The organism is Corallococcus carmarthensis (assembly GCF_003611695.1).
GTDB classification, from domain to species: domain Bacteria; phylum Myxococcota; class Myxococcia; order Myxococcales; family Myxococcaceae; genus Corallococcus; species Corallococcus carmarthensis.
Map to the genome: position 1 here is coordinate 25,263 of NZ_RAWE01000045.1, position 16,701 is coordinate 41,963.

12 protein-coding genes are annotated in these 16,701 nt (G+C 71.6%); 8 read left to right on the forward strand and 4 right to left on the reverse strand.

The window, feature by feature from the left end; all coding sequences use genetic code 11:
* Positions 1 to 305 precede the first annotated feature (305 nt).
* Together D7X32_RS14910 and D7X32_RS14915 are read left to right on the forward strand one after the other, a co-directional pair.
* Positions 306 to 1,232: a SpoIID/LytB domain-containing protein gene (locus D7X32_RS14910; RefSeq protein WP_158625684.1), complete on the forward strand. Its 927-nt coding sequence runs from the start codon at positions 306 to 308 to the stop codon at positions 1,230 to 1,232.
* A 209-nt stretch (positions 1,233 to 1,441) separates the two neighbouring features.
* A complete protein-coding gene (locus D7X32_RS14915) occupies positions 1,442 to 2,932 on the forward strand; it encodes an OmpA family protein (protein WP_158625685.1) in 1,491 nt (496 codons plus the stop codon).
* Positions 2,933 to 2,992: 60 nt separating this feature from the next.
* Here the strand turns inward: D7X32_RS14915 and D7X32_RS14920 are convergent, their stop codons facing one another.
* Positions 2,993 to 3,769, reverse strand: coding sequence for a DUF72 domain-containing protein (locus D7X32_RS14920; protein ID WP_244239018.1), 777 nt, complete (start codon positions 3,767 to 3,769; stop codon positions 2,993 to 2,995).
* A 141-nt stretch (positions 3,770 to 3,910) separates the two neighbouring features.
* On the opposite strand from D7X32_RS14920, the gene lipA reads away from it, so the two are divergent.
* The 4 genes from lipA (at position 3,911) to lipB (ending at position 8,919) form a co-directional block, all read left to right on the forward strand.
* Positions 3,911 to 4,840, forward strand: coding sequence for a lipoyl synthase (lipA, locus tag D7X32_RS14925; RefSeq protein ID WP_120603214.1), 930 nt, complete (start codon positions 3,911 to 3,913; stop codon positions 4,838 to 4,840).
* A gap of 43 nt (positions 4,841 to 4,883) precedes the next feature.
* The gene (locus tag D7X32_RS14930; protein ID WP_120603215.1) at positions 4,884 to 6,155 is read left to right on the forward strand and encodes a dihydrolipoamide acetyltransferase family protein; all 1,272 of its coding nucleotides are present in this window, start codon (positions 4,884 to 4,886) and stop codon (positions 6,153 to 6,155) included.
* A gap of 101 nt (positions 6,156 to 6,256) precedes the next feature.
* Positions 6,257 to 7,837, forward strand: a complete 1,581-nt coding sequence (locus tag D7X32_RS14935; RefSeq protein ID WP_120603216.1) for a ClpX C4-type zinc finger protein — start codon at positions 6,257 to 6,259, stop codon at positions 7,835 to 7,837.
* Entirely contained in the window at positions 7,834 to 8,919 is a 1,086-nt protein-coding gene (gene lipB, locus D7X32_RS14940; RefSeq protein WP_120603217.1) for a lipoyl(octanoyl) transferase LipB, read from the forward strand. Before D7X32_RS14935 ends, lipB begins: the two co-directional genes overlap by 4 nt.
* Before the next feature lie 6 nt (positions 8,920 to 8,925).
* Here the strand turns inward: lipB and D7X32_RS14945 are convergent, their stop codons facing one another.
* The 3 genes from D7X32_RS14945 to D7X32_RS14955 form a co-directional block, all read right to left on the reverse strand.
* Positions 8,926 to 9,732 carry an MBL fold metallo-hydrolase gene (locus tag D7X32_RS14945; RefSeq protein ID WP_120603218.1) on the reverse strand — a complete coding sequence of 269 codons (807 nt, stop codon included), beginning with the start codon at positions 9,730 to 9,732 and terminating at the stop codon, positions 8,926 to 8,928.
* 34 nt (positions 9,733 to 9,766) lie between these two features.
* A complete protein-coding gene (gene ribA / locus D7X32_RS14950) occupies positions 9,767 to 10,441 on the reverse strand; it encodes a GTP cyclohydrolase II (protein WP_120603219.1) in 675 nt (224 codons plus the stop codon).
* Between the two features lie 122 nt (positions 10,442 to 10,563).
* Positions 10,564 to 11,793, reverse strand: a complete 1,230-nt coding sequence (locus D7X32_RS14955; RefSeq protein ID WP_120603220.1) for a molybdopterin molybdotransferase MoeA — start codon at positions 11,791 to 11,793, stop codon at positions 10,564 to 10,566.
* A gap of 162 nt (positions 11,794 to 11,955) precedes the next feature.
* On the opposite strand from D7X32_RS14955, the gene D7X32_RS14960 reads away from it, so the two are divergent.
* Positions 11,956 to 13,362 carry a protease inhibitor I42 family protein gene (locus tag D7X32_RS14960; RefSeq protein WP_120603221.1) on the forward strand — a complete coding sequence of 469 codons (1,407 nt, stop codon included), beginning with the start codon at positions 11,956 to 11,958 and terminating at the stop codon, positions 13,360 to 13,362.
* Positions 13,363 to 13,489: 127 nt separating this feature from the next.
* Entirely contained in the window at positions 13,490 to 16,687 is a 3,198-nt protein-coding gene (gene rnr / locus D7X32_RS14965; protein WP_120603222.1) for a ribonuclease R, read from the forward strand.
* The last annotated feature ends 14 nt before the right edge of the window (positions 16,688 to 16,701 follow it).

A 16,701-nucleotide genomic window follows, 5' to 3' on the forward strand; every position in this document is an offset into this window, starting at 1 on the left:
TCGCCATGCTCATCGCCGCGCTGGTGGTGGGCACGGCGTCCGCTGCTGAGAGCACCGACGCTTGGGATGGCGCCGCGACTGGGAGGAGCGCGCTGTTGCCGGCGGCTGGCACCTCGACCGTTCGAGCCTCTCCACGCCACGCGCGTTCGTCGCCCGCGGCCCGCGCACCGTCCTCTACGAGCGCAACCCCCGCACCTGCTTCCCGTGCGCCCAAGCCCGCGGCCGATACGCAGGTCGACGTCCGGATCCTTTCGAAGCACCGGCCCGCTCGGCTGCGGCTGGATGGCCCGCGCTCACTGGAGGTCGTGGCGTCGGGGAACACGCTCATCGTGGACGGCCGCCCCCAGCCGCATGCCTTGCGGCTCGATGCGGGCCGCTGGCATGTCCGGGGCCGGGGCCTGGACCGGCGCTACGAAGCAGCGCTTTCGCTGGAGGCCCGGGACGGGGAGTTGCTCGTCGTCGCCACCTTCGAGCTGGAGACCTACGTCGCCGCCGTCACCGCGAGCGAGACCGAGGTCGACACGCCCTTCGAAGCGCTCCGCGCCCAGGCCATCACCGCCCGCAGCTACGTGCTCGCTTCCGGCAAGCGGCACGATGAGGCCCGGGCCTGCGACCTCACCCACTGCCAGGTCCTTCGCGGTGAGGGCTTCGCCCGCCACCTGCGCCGCGCTCGCGATGCCGCCCGCTCCACGGAAGGCATCGTGCTTCGCCTGCCCGGGGGGGACATCGCCCTCTCTCCCTTCCACGCAAGCTGCGGCGGTCACACGGCCGAGCCCGTGGCCGTCTTCGGTGCACCTGACCGCACAGGCGCCGCCGCCGTGCCGGACCGTTGCCCCGCTTCTCCGTGGCGCGCCGTCGTGCCGCGCGCGCTGGTGACGGCCGCCGCGACGGATGCGCTCGGGGGTCCCGCGCAGGCGGCGGATCTGCTGCTGGATCGGGACTCCAGTGGCGCGGTGGTGCGCGTCGTGGACCGCGCTTCGGGACGCGATGCCCGCGGCGACGCGTTCTTCCGCGCGCTCGGATCCCGCGCCGGATGGGATCGGATCCGCAGCGCGAAGTTCTCCATGACGCTGGGGGGTGACCAGGCACTCCTCGAAGGGCAGGGCCACGGTCACGGCGTCGGTCTCTGTCAGGCCGGCGCGGCCCTGCTCGCACGGCAGGGATGGACCGCGGAGCAGTTGCTCGCGCACTACTTCCCGCACGCCCTTCCCGGGAAGCTCCAGGACAAGTGAACGCGGGGGCCGGAATGGCCTTCAGTTCGCAGTCGTCCGCGAAGGTGACGGCCCTCCGGGGGCTCTCCTCCGGCCTCACCGCAAGGGCTTACCAGCAGCCGGTGTGCTCCGTATCGATTGCTCCAGAGCCCTCAGCCCCGCGCGGTCCGGTGGGGAGGTGGCTTCGCGCACCGGCCATCCCGGTGCGGGACCCAACCGGGAGGCATCACATGGCGTTCAATCTGATCGAAGCAGTCGGCTCACAGTTCATGCAGAAGGGATTGCTCCAGAAGATCAGCGGCTCGCTCGGCGAGGACCCGCAGGCGACCACCAAGGCGCTGCCGGGCGCCATCGCCGCCGTGGCCGCGGGCGTCGCGGACCAGGGCGGAAACGAAGCCGGCGCCCACCGTCTGCTGTCGAAGCTCAATGAGGGCGGTTACACCGGACCCGACGCGCCCGCGCGCCAGGGTGGCGTCGGCGAGGGGCTGCTCGACGAGGAGGAGAGCGGGAAGGGGATGCTGAGCGGCATCTTCGGCAACAAGCTGGGCGGCATCACCGAGGGGCTCACGCGCTTCGGTGGGATGCGCAACGCCGGCTCGGCGACGCGGCTGTTGTCCCTGGCCGCGCCCATGCTGATGGGCGTCCTGGGCAAGCAGGTGCGTGACCAGCGCATGGGGTCGTCCGGGCTGATGCAGATGCTCAACGGCCAGCGCAACAACATCGCCGCCGCGCTGCCGGCGGGGCTGGGCGGCATCCTGGGCTTCGGCGGTGCGCGCCACGCGGTCGCGGAGGTCATCGAACCCCACCGCGAGACCGTGACGCAGGTCCGTGAGACGGCCCCCGTGCGGGAGGCCCACACCGTGCGCGAGACGACGTCCCGGCAGACCATCAACCGTCCGCCGGAGCGCAAGAAGAGCATCGCCGGCTGGGCCATTCCGCTGGCCCTGCTCGCGCTGGTCGTCCTCGCGTGGGGCGCCCTGCGCGGACGCAGGGAGGAGCGCCGGGCCCCGCAGGTGACCCGCACGACACCTCGGCCCGAGCAGAACCGCGTCGCGCAGGCCCCGCAGCCCGCTCAGCCCGCGCCGGCGACGCCTCCCGCGGCGCCGCCGCAGGCCACGCAGCCGACCCCGCCCGCGACGGGCGGCGCTGGCACGGTGGAGAACGAGGGCACGGGCGGCGCCGGTACCGAACCGAGCGAGAGCGCCAACATGGCGCAGGACGCGGGCACCGGCGGCTCCGGTACCCAGGAGCAGGAGCCCGCGGGCGCCACCAGCGCCACGAAGCCGGAGGAGGAAGGCACTGGCGGTTCGGGCCAGGAGAAGATGCGCGCGAGCGACCCCAACAGCCTGCGTGAGGCCTTCGCAGGCCCGGGCGCGGAGCAGGGCTTCGTGCTGGAGGGCGTGGAGTTCAAGACGGGCTCGGCGCAGCTCACCTCGAAGAGCAAGCGCATGGTGGGCGAACTGGGCAACGTGCTGAAGGAGAAGACCGACACGCGCGTGCGCATCAAGGGCTTCACGGACTCCACCGGCAACCCGGACACCAACCGCCAGCTGTCGGAGACCCGCGCGGAGAGCGTGCGCAGCGCGCTGGTGCGCGACGGCGTGCCGGAGAACCGCATCGAGGTCAGCGGCGAGGGTGACGCGGATCCCATCGCCTCCAACGACAATCCCCAGGGCCGCGTGCAGAACCGCCGCATCGAGGTGCAGGTGCTCGGTCAGTAATCCCCCGGGCACGCGGTCCCGGCGGCGTCCGGTCCTCACGCGAGGGCCGGGCGCCGCTGTCTACGTCACGGCGGACGGCTCTGGCTGGTGCAGCGGTTCACCCAGGAGCTCCGCCAGGTCGAACGCGTCCAGGAGCGCATGGCCCTTCAGGTCGTTGTTGAAGAACACCCAGGCCGTCCGGCCCGCGTCGCGCCACGCCGTCAAATCGTTCGCCACCCGTTGGAGCGCACGCCGTCCATAGCGGCCCTCGTAGCGCGAGCGCGCGCCGTGGAAGCGCAGGTAGCGGAAGCCTCCGGTGGGGTGGGGCACCGGCGCGTCCACGAGGTCGTGCTCGCACACCGCCGCGCCATACGCCTCCAGCACCGCGAGCACCTCCGGGTGGTACCAGGCCGCGTGCCGGAACTCGAAGACGTGCCGCACGCCGCCGGGCAGGTGGGCAAGGAAGCGCTCCAGCCGCTCGGGGTCTGGCTGCTTCATCGTCGGTGGCAGCTGCCAGAGGATGGGCCCCAGCCGGCTGCCCAGCCGCAGCACCCGCGAGTGGAAGCGCTCCACGCCCTCGCCCACCTCCGTGAGCCGCTTCAGGTGCGTGAGGAAGCGGCTGCCCTTGCATGCGAAGCGGAACCCGCGCGGCACCTGATCGCGCCAGCCATCCACGGCGGCTTCCGTGGGCAGGCGGTAGAACGTGGCGTTGATCTCCACGGTGGAGAACACGCGCGCGTAGTAGGGGAGCCAGCGGCGGGCCGGCAGCCCGTCCGGATAGAAGAGCCCCTTCCAGTGCTTGTAGACGTACCCGCTGGTTCCCAGGTGGATGGGCGCCATGTGCTGGAGGATGGGCATGGTCCGCCCCGCGTGGCCGCGCCCTGTCCACCGCGTTACACCTCCCGGAAGTTGTCCTCGGGGTAGGCCCGCGCTAACGCGAGGCGTTAGGGCTTCACGCTTGACCCTGCTTTCACCCACCCTCTAGAAGGCCCGCGACCCATGGCGACTCCCGACCGGTTCCCCCTCCCACAGGTCTCAGACAGCACCCGGAAGCCCGAGTGGTTGAAGGTGCGCCTGCCGCATGGCGAAGGCTATGAGCGGGTGAAGGCCATCGTGAAGCGGGTGGGGCTGTCCACGGTGTGCGAAGAGGCCCGCTGCCCGAACATCGCCGAGTGCTGGGGCGGAGGCACCGCCACGGTGATGCTGATGGGCGAGGTCTGCACGCGCGCCTGCCGCTTCTGCCACGTGAAGGTGGGGGCGCCCCCGCCGCTGGATCCGATGGAGCCCATCCATCTGGCGCAGGCGGTGAAGGAGATGGACCTCGAGTACATCGTCGTCACGTCGGTGAACCGCGACGACCGTCCGGACGGAGGCGCCGGCCACTTCGCGTCCGCCATCCGGGAGCTGCGCAAGGAGAGCCCGCGCACGATCGTGGAGGTCCTCATCCCCGACTTCAAGGGGAAGGAAGAGGACCTGGCCACGGTGGCGCAGGCGAAGCCGCACGTGGTGGCGCACAACGTGGAGACGGTGGAGCGGCTGACGCCGACGGTGCGAGACCGCCGCGCCACGTACCGCCAGTCCCTGCGCGTGCTGGAGTACCTGAAGAACCGCCCGGAGAAGGTCTACACCAAGACGTCCGTCATGGTGGGCCTGGGCGAGACGGACGCGGAGCTGGAGCGCACGTTCAAGGACCTGCGCGACGTGGGCGTGGACGTGCTCACGCTGGGCCAGTACCTGCAGCCGTCGCAGTACCACCTGCGCGTGGAGCGCTTCGTGACGCCCGCGCAGTTCGAAGCCTACAAGGCGCTGGCGGAGTCCTTCGGATTCCTCTACGTGGCATCGGGGCCGCTGGTGCGCTCCAGCTACCGCGCCGCCGAGTTCTTCATGAAGGGCCTGATGGAGCGCGAGCGCGTCGAGCGACTCGGCTGACCGGACGCACCCCTTCCCCAACCCCAGAGAGACATTCCCCCTCATGGCGACTTTCGAATTCAAGCTCCCGGATCTCGGCGAAGGCGTGGCGGAGGGTGAGCTCGTGAAGTGGCACGTCAAGGAGGGCGACCTGGTGAAGGAAGACCAGGTGCTCGCCGAGGTGATGACGGACAAGGCCACGGTCACCGTGCCCACCCCCCACGCCGGCCGCGTCGTGAAGACGCACGGCCGCGAGGGCGACATGGCGAAGGTGCACCAGCTGCTGGTGACGCTGGAGCTGGAGGGGAGCGCTCCCGCGGCGGCGGCCTCCGCGTCGCATGGTGCCCCGGCGGCGGCCGCGGCTCCCTCGGCTCCGGCTTCGAGCCCCGCGCAGTCCGCGGCTCCGGCTTCGGCCACGAAGGTGCTGGCCACGCCCGTCACGCGCCGCATGGCGCGCGAGCACGGCCTGGACCTGGCGGAGATCTCCGGCTCGGGGCCTCAGGGCCGCGTGACGAAGGCGGACGTGGTGGCGGCGCTGGAGGGTGGCAACGGCGCGGCGAAGAAGAACGAGGTCGCTGCTCCCGCGCCCCAGGCCGCGCGTCCGGCGGCGCCGCTGTCGGCGGGGAAGGGCGACGAGCGCATCGCGCTGCGCGGCCTGCGCAAGAAGATCGCCGAGAAGATGGTGCGCTCGAAGTTCACGATGCCGCACTTCGCGTTCGTGGAGGAGGTGGACGCCACGGACCTGGTCGCGCTGCGCACGCGGCTCAACAGCCAGCTGGCGGCGGCGGGTGACGGCACGAAGCTCACCTACCTGCCGTTCATCGTGAAGGCGACCATCGCGGCGATGAAGAAGTTCCCGCACCTCAACGCGAACTTCGACGAGGCGTCGCAGGAGCTGGTGGTGCGTGGCGACTACAACATCGGCATCGCGGTGGCCACGCCGGACGGCCTCACGGTGGCGGTGGTGCGCAACGCGGATCAGCTCACGCTGGGCGAGCTGGCGAAGGAGATCACCCGCCTGAGCGTCGCGGCGCGCGACCGCAAGCTGAAGATGGAGGAGCTGACGGGCGGCACCTTCACCATCACCTCGCTGGGGCAGAGCGGCGGCCTGTTCGCCACGCCCATCCTGAACCACCCCGAGGTGGGCATCCTGGGCGTTCACAAGCTGAAGAAGCGCCCGGCGGTGAAGAACGACCAGGTGGTGGTCCGGGACATGATGAACCTGTCGCTGTCCTGCGACCACCGCGTCATCGACGGCGACGTCGCGGCGAGCTTCGTGTACGAGATCATCAAGTACCTGGAAGCGCCGGACCTGTTGTTCCTCGCGATGGCGTGAGGACACACGCGTCGCGGGGCTCACCCGACCGCTCCTGCTCCGGGGGGCGGCCGGGATGCGGGGGACTTCCGGAACAGAAACGCTGAAGGCGGGCATCCGCGATGGCCGACAATCCCCGTGAGTTGATCCGCGCCGCGCAGACCGCCGAGCTCCAGGGAGACCGTGCGCGCGCGGCGGAGTGCCTGGAGCAGGCCGCCGCCCTCTATCAGCGCTCCGGTCACACCTCGCGCGCCTCGCAGCTCTTGCGGCAGGCGCGCCAGTTGAAGGCCCGCGCTCCGGACGTCAGCCCGGCCTTCACCGCGGCGATGACCGGAGGCAAGGACGTGGCGGCCTTCCGCGCGGTGAGCTGGAGCGACGCGGTCAACGACAAGGCCGACGTCGTGGCCCACACGCTGGACGCCCATGGGGACCCCACCGTGACCGGCGGCACGCCGCTCGCGGCGGAGCCCGGCCTGCCCCGGCTCGCCGGAAGGATCGCCACCGTTGGTGCCCCGTCAGCCTCCGAGGCCATCACGCTGCACGACGGGCCGCCTTCCACGACCGCCACGGACACCGCTCCCGACAGTGCCGATGAAGGCGCTCCGCGGCACTCTGGAGACGACGTCGTCGTTCCAGGCGGCATGCTGCTTCCTCCCGAAGAGGACGCGTTCATCCCCGCCACCGGGCTGCTGCGGGCTTCGGGCGCCGAGGACGTCGTCGTTCCCGGCGGGCTCCTGCGTCCACCGGAGGAGGACACCGCGTCCGCGCCCGCTGAACCCGCGCGGGGCCGGCGCCGCGAGAAGCGCATCATCGAGCGGGGCCCCACCCGCGCGGATCCGGCTTTGGATGCGTGGTGCTCGTTCTGCTGCCGCCCCCGGGGCGAGGTGGGCGACCTGGTGGCGGGCCCGGCTGGCGCGTTCATCTGCAAGGGTTGCCTGGGCGAATCCCAGGGCCTCCTGGGCGACGTCGTCGCTCCGCCCCCCGTGCGCAAGCCCGTGGTGGAGGAGCCGCGCGCCGGTGCCGTGGAGATGGTGGGCCACGACGAATTGAAGACCCTGCTGGAGCGCACGCATCAAGCAGGCGCGCGCTGCCTGCTGCTCGTGGGCCCGGAGGGCTGCGGCAAGAGCCTCTTCTTCCAGTCGCTCCAGCGGCGCGGCCAGGGCGTACTCGCGTCCGTGGAGACATTGGAGTCCACGCCGGGCACGGAGCCGCTCCTCGTGGAGGACGTGGACCGCCTGGAGTCCGGCGTCCAGGCCGCGCTGGCAACGTTCCTCGCAAGCCACCCACAGCGCGCGGTGGTGATGAGCGCTCGCGGCTCCGTGTCGTCGCTGGGCCTGTGGGTGCGAGGGGAGGGTGGCAGCCTGCCCGTCCCCACCACCGCGGGCATGCTCGAAGCGGTGCAGGGCGCCGTGCCGGTGTCCCTGCTGGAGCGCGTGCAGGTGCTGCTGCCGGTGCGCCGTCCCACGGTGCCGGAGCTGGTCGAAGTGGCCCGCCGCTCCCTGGCCCTGCGCCAGCCGGCGGTGACGCTGTCGGAAGAAGTCCTGGGCGCGTTCGCCGCCGAAGCGGTCCGCTCCCCGCGCGCGGGGCATGAGCTCCAGGCGCTCCTGTCGCGCGTCTACGCGGGCAGCTGGAGCCTGGAAGCGGCGCAGACGCCCGCCGCGCCATCCCAAAACCCACGAGGGGGGCGAAAGGGATCACCATGAACACGCTCACCGTCTTCCGCCTGGGCCGGGTGGAGTACGAGGACGGACTGAAGCTGATGCACCTGTTCGGCGAGGCCCGCCTGCAGGAGCTCATCGGGGACGCGCTGCTGCTGCTGGAGCACCCGCCCGTCCTCACGCTGGGCCGCGCCGCGAAGCGCGAGAACATCACCGCCACGGACGCGCGCCTCGCGGAAGAGGGCGTGGAGGTGTTCGACACCAACCGCGGCGGCGACGTCACCTACCACGGCCCCGGACAGGTGGTGGGCTACCCCATCCTCCTGCTGCCTGAGGACCGCCGCGACGTGCGCCGCTACGTGCGCGACGTGGAGCGAGGCCTCATCCAGACGCTCGCGGGCTTCGGCCTCACCGCGGGCGCCATCCCCAAGTGGCCGGGCGTGTGGCTGGGGCACGAGGGCTCGCCGGACGCGCGGAAGATTGGCGCCATTGGCGTGCACCTGTCGCGCTGGCTCACCACGCACGGCTTCGCGCTCAACGTGAACACGAACCTGGAGCACTTCCAGCTCATCGTCCCGTGTGGCATCCGCGAAGCGGGCGTCACGTCCATGCAGCGCGAGCTGGGCCACGCCGTGTCCGTCCCGGACGTGGAGGAGGCGCTCGCGCGCGAGTTCACCCAGGTCTTCGACGCACGGCGCGTGGACGGCACGGTGGACCTGCGCACGGTGAGCGTCGCCGTGGTGCACGGCCGGGGCCCGGAAGCGCGCGTGTTGCTGCTGCGCCGGACGCCGGAGCGCGGCGGCTTCTGGCAGACGGTGACCGGGCGCCTGGAGCCGGGCGAGTCCCCCACGGAGGCCGCGCGCCGCGAGGTGGCGGAGGAGACGGGCCTCACGCTTCCCGTCGTGGACCTGGCCTACCGCCACGCGTTCGCGCTGGGAGAAGCGCTGCCGCCCAGGCTGGTGGAGGAGCACGGCTTCGCGGTGCACGCCGCGCCGGACACGCAGGTGCGCCTGGGCCCGGAGCACGACGCCTTCGAGTGGGTGGACGTGCCCACCGCCCTCGCGCGGCTGCCCTTCCGGGGCCTGCGCGAGACGGTGACCCGGGCGCTGCTGGCGCCCGGGCAGTGACGCCCGCTACAGCTGGATGACCATCGCTTCCTTCGCGGCGATGGAGTCCTTGCGCTGCTTGCGCACCTCGCGCAGCAGCTTGTCCATGGCCGCGTCGTCGCGGCCCGGATCGTGGTGGAAGAGCACCAGCTGCTTCACCTCGCTGGCGTCCGCCGCGCGCACCGCCGCCTCCCAGGTGGAGTGGCCCCAGCCCGTGCGGCCGCGGTACTCGTCCTCCGTGTACATGGAGTCGTAGATGAGCGCGTCCGCGCCGCGCGCGAAGTCGAACAGCTTCGCGTCCAGCGCGGTGCCGTGCTCCACGTCCGTCGCGTACACCAGCGAGCGCCCGCCGAAGTCCACCCGGTAGCCCACGTTGCCGCCCGGATGGTTCAGCTCCAGCGTGCGCACCGTGGCCTTGCCCACCGGGATGTCCTCGCCCACCACCACGTCCCGGTACGCCAGGCGCGTGCGGAACACCTCCTCCGCCGTCACCGGGAAGTAGGGGTGCACCATCTGCCCGGCCAATATCTGCTTGAGCGACTTGCCGTCCCGAGGTGAGCCGTACAGCGTCACGTCGTTCGCCGGAGAGAACATCGGCGAGAAGAACGGCAGGCCCTGCAGGTGGTCGTAGTGGTAGTGCGAGATGAAGATGGACGCCTTGACGGGCTTTCGCGTCGCCACCAGCGCATCCCCCAGCCCGCGCGCTCCAGAGCCCAGGTCGAAGATGAGCAGCTCATCCCCACAGCGGACCTCCACGCACGGCGTGTTGCCGCCGTAGCGCTTCGTCGCCGGGCCTGGCGCGGGGATGGACCCGCGCACCCCCCAGAAGCGCACCTCGAAGCGCGCGGTGCTCCGCCGTGCCGGGCGCTCAGCCGGCTTTGGCTTCCGTGTCGTCGTCCTCCGCGAAGAGCTCAATCAGGTGCCCCGTACGCTCACGCTTCGTCTTCAAATAGTCGACGTTATGCGGATTGTGCTCGGTCCGGGAAGGGATTCGGCGCCGGACCGCCACACCTTCCTCCACCAGCCCGGCGATCTTCAGCGGATTGTTGGTGATCAGGTCCACCGACCGCACATCCAACGACCGCAGCATTTCCGCAGCGATGTCGTACGAGCGCAAGTCATCCGCGAAGCCCAGCTGGCGATTGGCCTCGTAGGTGTCCAGCCCCTTGGCCTGCAGGGCGTAGGCCTTGATCTTGTTGCCCAGGCCGATGCCCCGGCCCTCCTGGCGCAGGTAGAGCACCACGCCCAGGCCGTTCTGCGACACGAAGTCCAGCGCCCGGTCCAGCTGCTCGCGGCAGTCGCACTTGAGGCTGCCGAAGACCTCGCTCGTGAGGCACTCGGAGTGGATGCGCACCGGCACCCCCTCCAGGCCCTTGGGCTCGCCCACCACCAGCGCCACGTGCTCACGCCCATTGCGCTTGTCGCGGAAGACGATGGTCCTCAGCACTCCGCGGGCCGTGGGCACGTCCGCCTCCGAGTACCGCTCCAGGTGCTGGGTCGGCTTACGGGTTGGCAGGACCTGGGGTGAGCGCGTGTCGGACATGGTAGGTCGTCTCCCAGTGGAGGGCCGTTTCTTCTCGCCCCCCTGGATGCAAGTCAAGGTGACACCCGGATGGGTGCGTTGAAACCCGCCTGTTTGGATGCGGCGGGCGTGGACTGCGTTGCTCAGGCGACCCAGGAGAGGGGGAGCAGCTCGACATGGGAGCCATCAGTCAAGCTGCTGTCAGCCCGGGGGAAGTGAAGCAAATGTGTGGCTGCCGCAGCTGAACGCAGGGCCCCCGACGTCTGAGTCCCCAGGGGTTTCGCCCACAGCTCGCCCGCCCGCCAGGTGGCCGTGACGCGCACGAAGTGGGCAAGTCCCGGGGCCTTCGAAAGGCGTCCTTCCAGGCGGCCGGCGACGCGGGGCGGCTCCACGTCCTCCAGGCCCAGGAGCCGGCGCAGGGCGGGGCGCACGAAGAGCTCGAAGGTCACCAGCGACGACGTGGGGTTGCCGGGCAGTCCCAGGAAGAGGGTGGCGCCCCGCTGGCCCACGACCAGGGGCTTGCCGGGCTTGATGGCCACGCGCCAGAAGCGCTGCTCCACGCCCAGGGCCTCCAGGGCGTCCTTCACGAAGTCGTGGTCCCCCACGGAGACGCCGGCGCTGGTGAGGACCACGTCGAAGCCGTCCACGCGCGACAGGGCCTCCTGGACGGCCTCACGCGTGTCCCGGGCGATGCCCAGGAGCGTGGGCACGCCGCCCGCGCGCCGCACCGCCAGGGCCAGGGCGGGGGCGTTGATGTCCACGATGCCGTCGCCGGGGGGCTCGTCCACGCGGCACAGCTCGTCGCCCGTGGACAGCACCGCCACGCGCGGCCGGCGGGGCACCGGCACCGTGCCCTGGCCCTGCGCCCACAGGAGCCCCAGCTCCGGGATGCCCAGGGGCGTGCCGCGCCGCAGCAGCAGGGCGCCTTCCTTCGCGTCCTCGCCCCGGGGGCGGATGAAGTTCCCCGGCCCCACGGCCTCCAATATCTCCACGGCGTCCGGCGCGTCCGGGACGGCGCGGGTGCGCTCGCGCATCACCACCGCGTCCGCGCCCGGGGGCAGGGGGGCTCCGGTCATGATCCGCGCGCAGGTCCCGGGGACGACCTCCCGGGTGGGACGCTTCCCGGCGAACACCGTCTCGCCCACCGTGAGGCGCACGGGCAGGGGGGCCGCCAGGTCCTGGGCGCGCACCGCGAAGCCGTCCATGGCGGAGTTGTCCCAGGGGGGCAGGGTGCGGCGGGCGGGGACGTCCTCGGCCAGCGCGCGGCCCAGGGCGTCATCCCCGGGCACCCATTCGGTGGGCAGCGGCGTGCACAGCCCGAGGATCCTCGCGCGGGCCTCCTCCACCGGCAGCAATTCGGGGGCGTCACTCATGCTGTTTTCCCACCCAAAGTCCGTGGGAAAATCAAGTGTTAGTTTGACAGCCCAGCTGATCATCGTTACAAGCAACCGTGCTCGCGAGGCTCGCGTCCAACAGCAGGGGCGTCCCGCCAACCCGTTGATAGCACACGGGAAATTTCCAAGGAGACAGCGTCGATGGCCAAGCCCAAGTCCGGGGCGAAGAAGCCGACTCCCGCTGCAAAAGCCGGTGCGAAGCCTGCCGCGAAGAAGGACAACGCGGCCCGCCTGGATCTGATCAGGAACGCCTCGAAGAAGGTGGCGACGGCCGCGACGAAGGTCGTCAAGGCGGTGGCTGAAGGGGCGAAGGGGAAGGTCGCGGCGGCGAAGAAGGCGGTGGCGGAGAAGGTGGAGAAGGCCCCCGTGGCCGCCAAGAAGGCGGCGGCGAAGGCGGCTCCTCCCGCTCCCCCGACGCCCCCCGCGAAGCCTGGCAAGGCCGCGCCCGCCGCGAAGGGTGCGCCCGCCGCGCCCGCCGCCACCGGGAAGAAGGGGGCTGGCAAGGCGGGGGGCAAGACCCCGTCGGTCGTCCCCGCCGGTCCCGCCGTGGAGAAGCCGCGCCCCCGCGCGACGAAGCTTCCTCCCGTGGGCGAGCCGCTCACGAAGCGTGAGATGGAGCAGCTGCTCACCGCCGGCGAAGGCCGCGGCGTGATGGGGGAGGGCAGCCTCAAGGGCCGGCTCATCCTCAGCGGCGAGATGCCCCACCTGGTCGTCATTGGCCGCGACAAGCGCGAGCTGACGTTCCTCTTGCAGGGACCGGATCAGGAAGTCCTGCCGGCCTACGTGGACCACAAGGTCTCCGTGAGCGGGCTCATCAAGAAGACGACCAACCACAGCGGCGTGGTGGAGGTGCGCAAGTACTCCGCCAAGAAGCCGGAAGTGGAAGAGGTCGCGCCGCCTCCCGCGGACACGGAGCCGAAGCTGCGCTACCTGTCGCCCGGCGAGGTCTCCATGGCCATCGCCGCGGGCATGGGCGCCGGCATCAAGGGCTTCGCCAGCATCCGGGGCAACCTGGAGATGATGGGCGAGGACTTCGTGCTCGTCGTCTCCAACGGCGGCACGCGCCAGCAGGTGTCCTTCGCCATCGAAGGCAAGGCGGCGGTGAAGAGCCTGCGCAAGCACGTGGGGCAGACGCTCCAGGTGACGGGCGTGGTGGACAAGACGTCCGGCTGGGGTGGCCGCATCACCGCGGAGACCGTGGAGCCGCGTCCGTCCGAGGCCCGCTCGGTGTCGCGCGATGAGATGGAGCTGGTCCACATCGAGGGCGAGGTGCCCACGTCCGTGGACGTGAAGCTCAACCACGGCCTCACCGTGCGCCTGCAGGAGCAGCCCGGCGCCACCTGGGCCATCGAGCCCACGCTGGCCAAGCGCGTGGGTCTGCGCGAGGCCAACTTCGAGCCGGGTCCCAACGGCAGCCCGGCCACGCGCGAGTTCTTCTTCACGCCGCGCAACCCCGGCAGCTTCGAAATGGAGTTCTTCCTCGCCAAGGCGTTCACGCCGGGCGTGGTGGAGCGCTCCTTCAAGATCAACGTCACGGTCAAGCCCTGACGGCTTGGGCGCACGGGCCCTCCCTGGACCGCAAGGTCCGCCAGGGAGGGCGAATGGGGGCCGGGGGGTTCCCGCCCGCACCCTTCGGGCTTACCCGTTCCCTCAGCGGCCTTGCCGCATCCCCACCGTGAGCCTCTCCCAAGACCACATCCGACAGCTGCTCGCCGAAGCCGATCACCCCCTGGGCGTGAAGGAGCTCCTTCGCGTCGCGGGGCTGAACCCCGGCCAGCAGACCGAACTCAAGCGCGCCCTGCGGGAACTGGTGCGCGCGGGCATCATCGTCAAGGACGGCAAGCGGTTCCGGCTGGAAGGCCCGCGCACGCCACGGGCGCCCGAGGCTGGCGTCGAGGCTCGCCGCGAACCCTCCGCGCCTCCCTTCAAGAAGCGGGGCCCCACGCCGGGCAGCGGGCGCGAGGAGCGCGGGGGCGGCTTCCGGGACGACCGTCAGGGCTTCCGCGGCGGCGACTTCCGGCGCTCGTTGCAGCGCGGCTCGCGGGACGACCGCTTCGAGGACTCCGGCCAGCCCGCGGTGGAGGGCATCCTCCACATGCACCGGGACGGCTTCGGCTTCGTGCACCCGGTGACGGGCGAGGGGGAGAACATCTTCCTGCCGCCCGGCGAGGCGCAGCGGGCGCTCGACAACGACCGCGTCGTCGTGGAGGTGGCGGGACGGCCGGGCCGCTTCGAAGGCCGCCTGGTGCGCGTGCTCAGCCGGCGGCGTGAGCTGGCGGTGGGCACGTACGTGGCGCAGGGCCGGCACTCGCTGGTGATGACCACGGACGCGAACCTGCCGGGCCCCATCCGCGTGCCGCCGACGCAGATGGCGCGCGACGGCGACCTGGTGAAGGTGCGGCTGGGCGTGGGCGCGGACCTCCTGGAGCCCGGGCAGGGGCTGTTCGGTGAAGTGGCCGGCTCCCTGGGGCGGCCGGGTGATCCGAGCGCGGAGGTGCTGGGTTCGGCCTTCGCGCATGGTTTCTCCGACGAGTTCCCGCCGGAGGTGATGGACGAGGCGGACGCGTTCGCGGTGAAGGTCACGGAGGCGGAGGCCACGGAGGGCAACCGCCGCGACCTGCGCTCGATGCCGCTCATCACCATCGACGGCGAGGACGCGCGCGACTTCGACGACGCGGTCTACGCGGAGCCGCGGGCCGGGGGCTGGCGGCTGGTGGTGGCCATCGCGGACGTGTCGCACTACGTGAAGGAGCGCAGCGCGCTGGACGCGGAGGCGCTCAACCGCGCCACGTCCGTGTACCTGCCGGACCGCGTGCTGCCCATGCTGCCGGAGCGGCTGTCCAACGGCATCTGTTCGCTGCGCCCGGACGAGGACCGCCTGTGCATGGTCGCGGACATGACGTTCGACCGTCAGGGCCAGCGGCGCTCGCATGAGCTGTACCCGGCGGTGATGCGCAGCGTGGCGCGCTGCACGTACAACGAGGTGCAGGACGTCCTGGACGGCACGGACGTGCCGCACCGGAACTTCCTCAAGCCCCAGTTCGAGCAATTGATGGCGCTGGCGCGCTCGCTGATGGCCATGCGCAAGGCGCGAGGCGCCATCGACTTCGACGTGCCCGAGCACAAGGTGTTGCTGGGCGAGGATGGCCTGCCGCAGCGCATGGAGAAGCGCGAGCGCAAGGACAGCCACCGGCTCATCGAGGAGTGCATGCTGGCCGCGAACGAGGCGGTGGCCACGTACTTCCAGGACGAGGGCCTGCCCACGGTGTACCGGTTCCACGGCGAGCCGGATCCGCAGAAGCTGGCGGCGTTCGCGGTGCTGGCGGAGGCGTACGGCTTCCAGCTCGACGTGGAAGACGGCGTGTCGTCCAAGGAACTGGACGCGTTCATCACGCAGCTGGAGGGGCACCCGGAGCAGCGGGCCCTGAACCAGCTGCTGCTGCGCTCCATGATGCAGGCCGTCTACACGTCGACGCGCGTGGGCCACTACGGGCTCGCGGCGGAGAACTACCTGCACTTCACTTCGCCCATCCGGCGGTATCCGGACCTGCTGGTGCACCGCATCCTGAAGGCGGTGTGGGCGCGCAAGGGCAAGCGGCCCTCGGAAGCGCATCTGGAGCGCGAGGAGGAGCGGCTGGAGGGCATGGCGCAGCAGTGCTCGGAGCGCGAGCGCGCGGCCATGACGGTGGAGCGCGAGGTGGTGGCGTTCTACGCGGCCCTGATGATGAAGGACCGCGTGGGCGAGGAGTTCGACGCGACGGTGGCGGGCATCGCCGAGTTCGGCTTCTTCGTGGAGCTGGACGAGGTCCACGTCGAGGGCCTGGTGAAGGCGGAGACGCTGGGGCCGGGCTCCAAGCTGGACAAGCGCACGCACTCGCTCGTGTATGCGAATGGCCGGCGCGTGCGCGTGGGGCAGAAGCTGCGCGTGCGGCTGCTGTCCGCGAACACGACGTCGCGGAAGATCGACTTCGAGGCGCTCCAGTTCGCGGATGAGGCCCCGCTCCAGCGCACCACCGGAGCGCGGCCGCCGATGCGCCGCCGCGAGGCCGTCACCGAGGCGCCGGGCCGTCACACGGGTGGCAGGCCCGGAGGCCGCGAGCGCGAAGCCGTGAAGACGGGCCGCACGCCGTGGCGGAAGCCCGCGGCGGAGGAGACGCCGGACGCGGAGCAGTGGAAGTCGCTCGCGGAGGCGGAGGAGACGCCGTTCGGTGTGAAGGCGTGGGAGCCGCCCGCGGCCGAGGAGATCGCGACGGAGGATGCCGCGGCGCTCTCCGGATACGGCAGCGAAGCTTCGGAGGAAGAGGCGGCCCGCCCGCGTCCGCGTGGACGGTTCAGCCGGGAAGGGCGCCGCGAGGAGGCCGCTCCCGCCCGCTCCACCTCCCGCTTCCTGCGCGCCCGGCCCGAGGAAGCCCCCGCGCCGAAGGCGGAGCCGGCCACCCCGGCCAAGGGCAAGCGCAAGGTCATCCGCCCCACGCTCCCCGCATCCGATGAGGGCGCCGAAGCCGGCCCTCCGGAAGAAGCCCGAGCGCCGCGTGAGGACTTCAACGCCGGGCGTTCCGGCGAGGAACCTGCTTCGCGGGCGAAGGCGCCTCGCGAGGACTTCACGCCGCCGTCCTTTGACGCCGACGACAGCGCGCCGGCGGCTTCACCGCACCCGGGCTTCGACCGGATCCGCGCGCTGGCGGCGCAGCGGGGTCAGCTCTCCACGGGGGCGGCTCCGGGCGGCGCGTCCAAGAAGGTCCGCAAGGCGGCCTCGGGCGCGAGCTCCCGTGCGAAGCCCTCGAAGAAGGCACCGTCGGGGAAGAAGTCCGGTGGGTCGAAGGGCGCGGGCAAGACGCCGGGGCGCGGAGCTCCGGGCAAGCGCAAGCGCTGAGGGTGGGGCCGGGC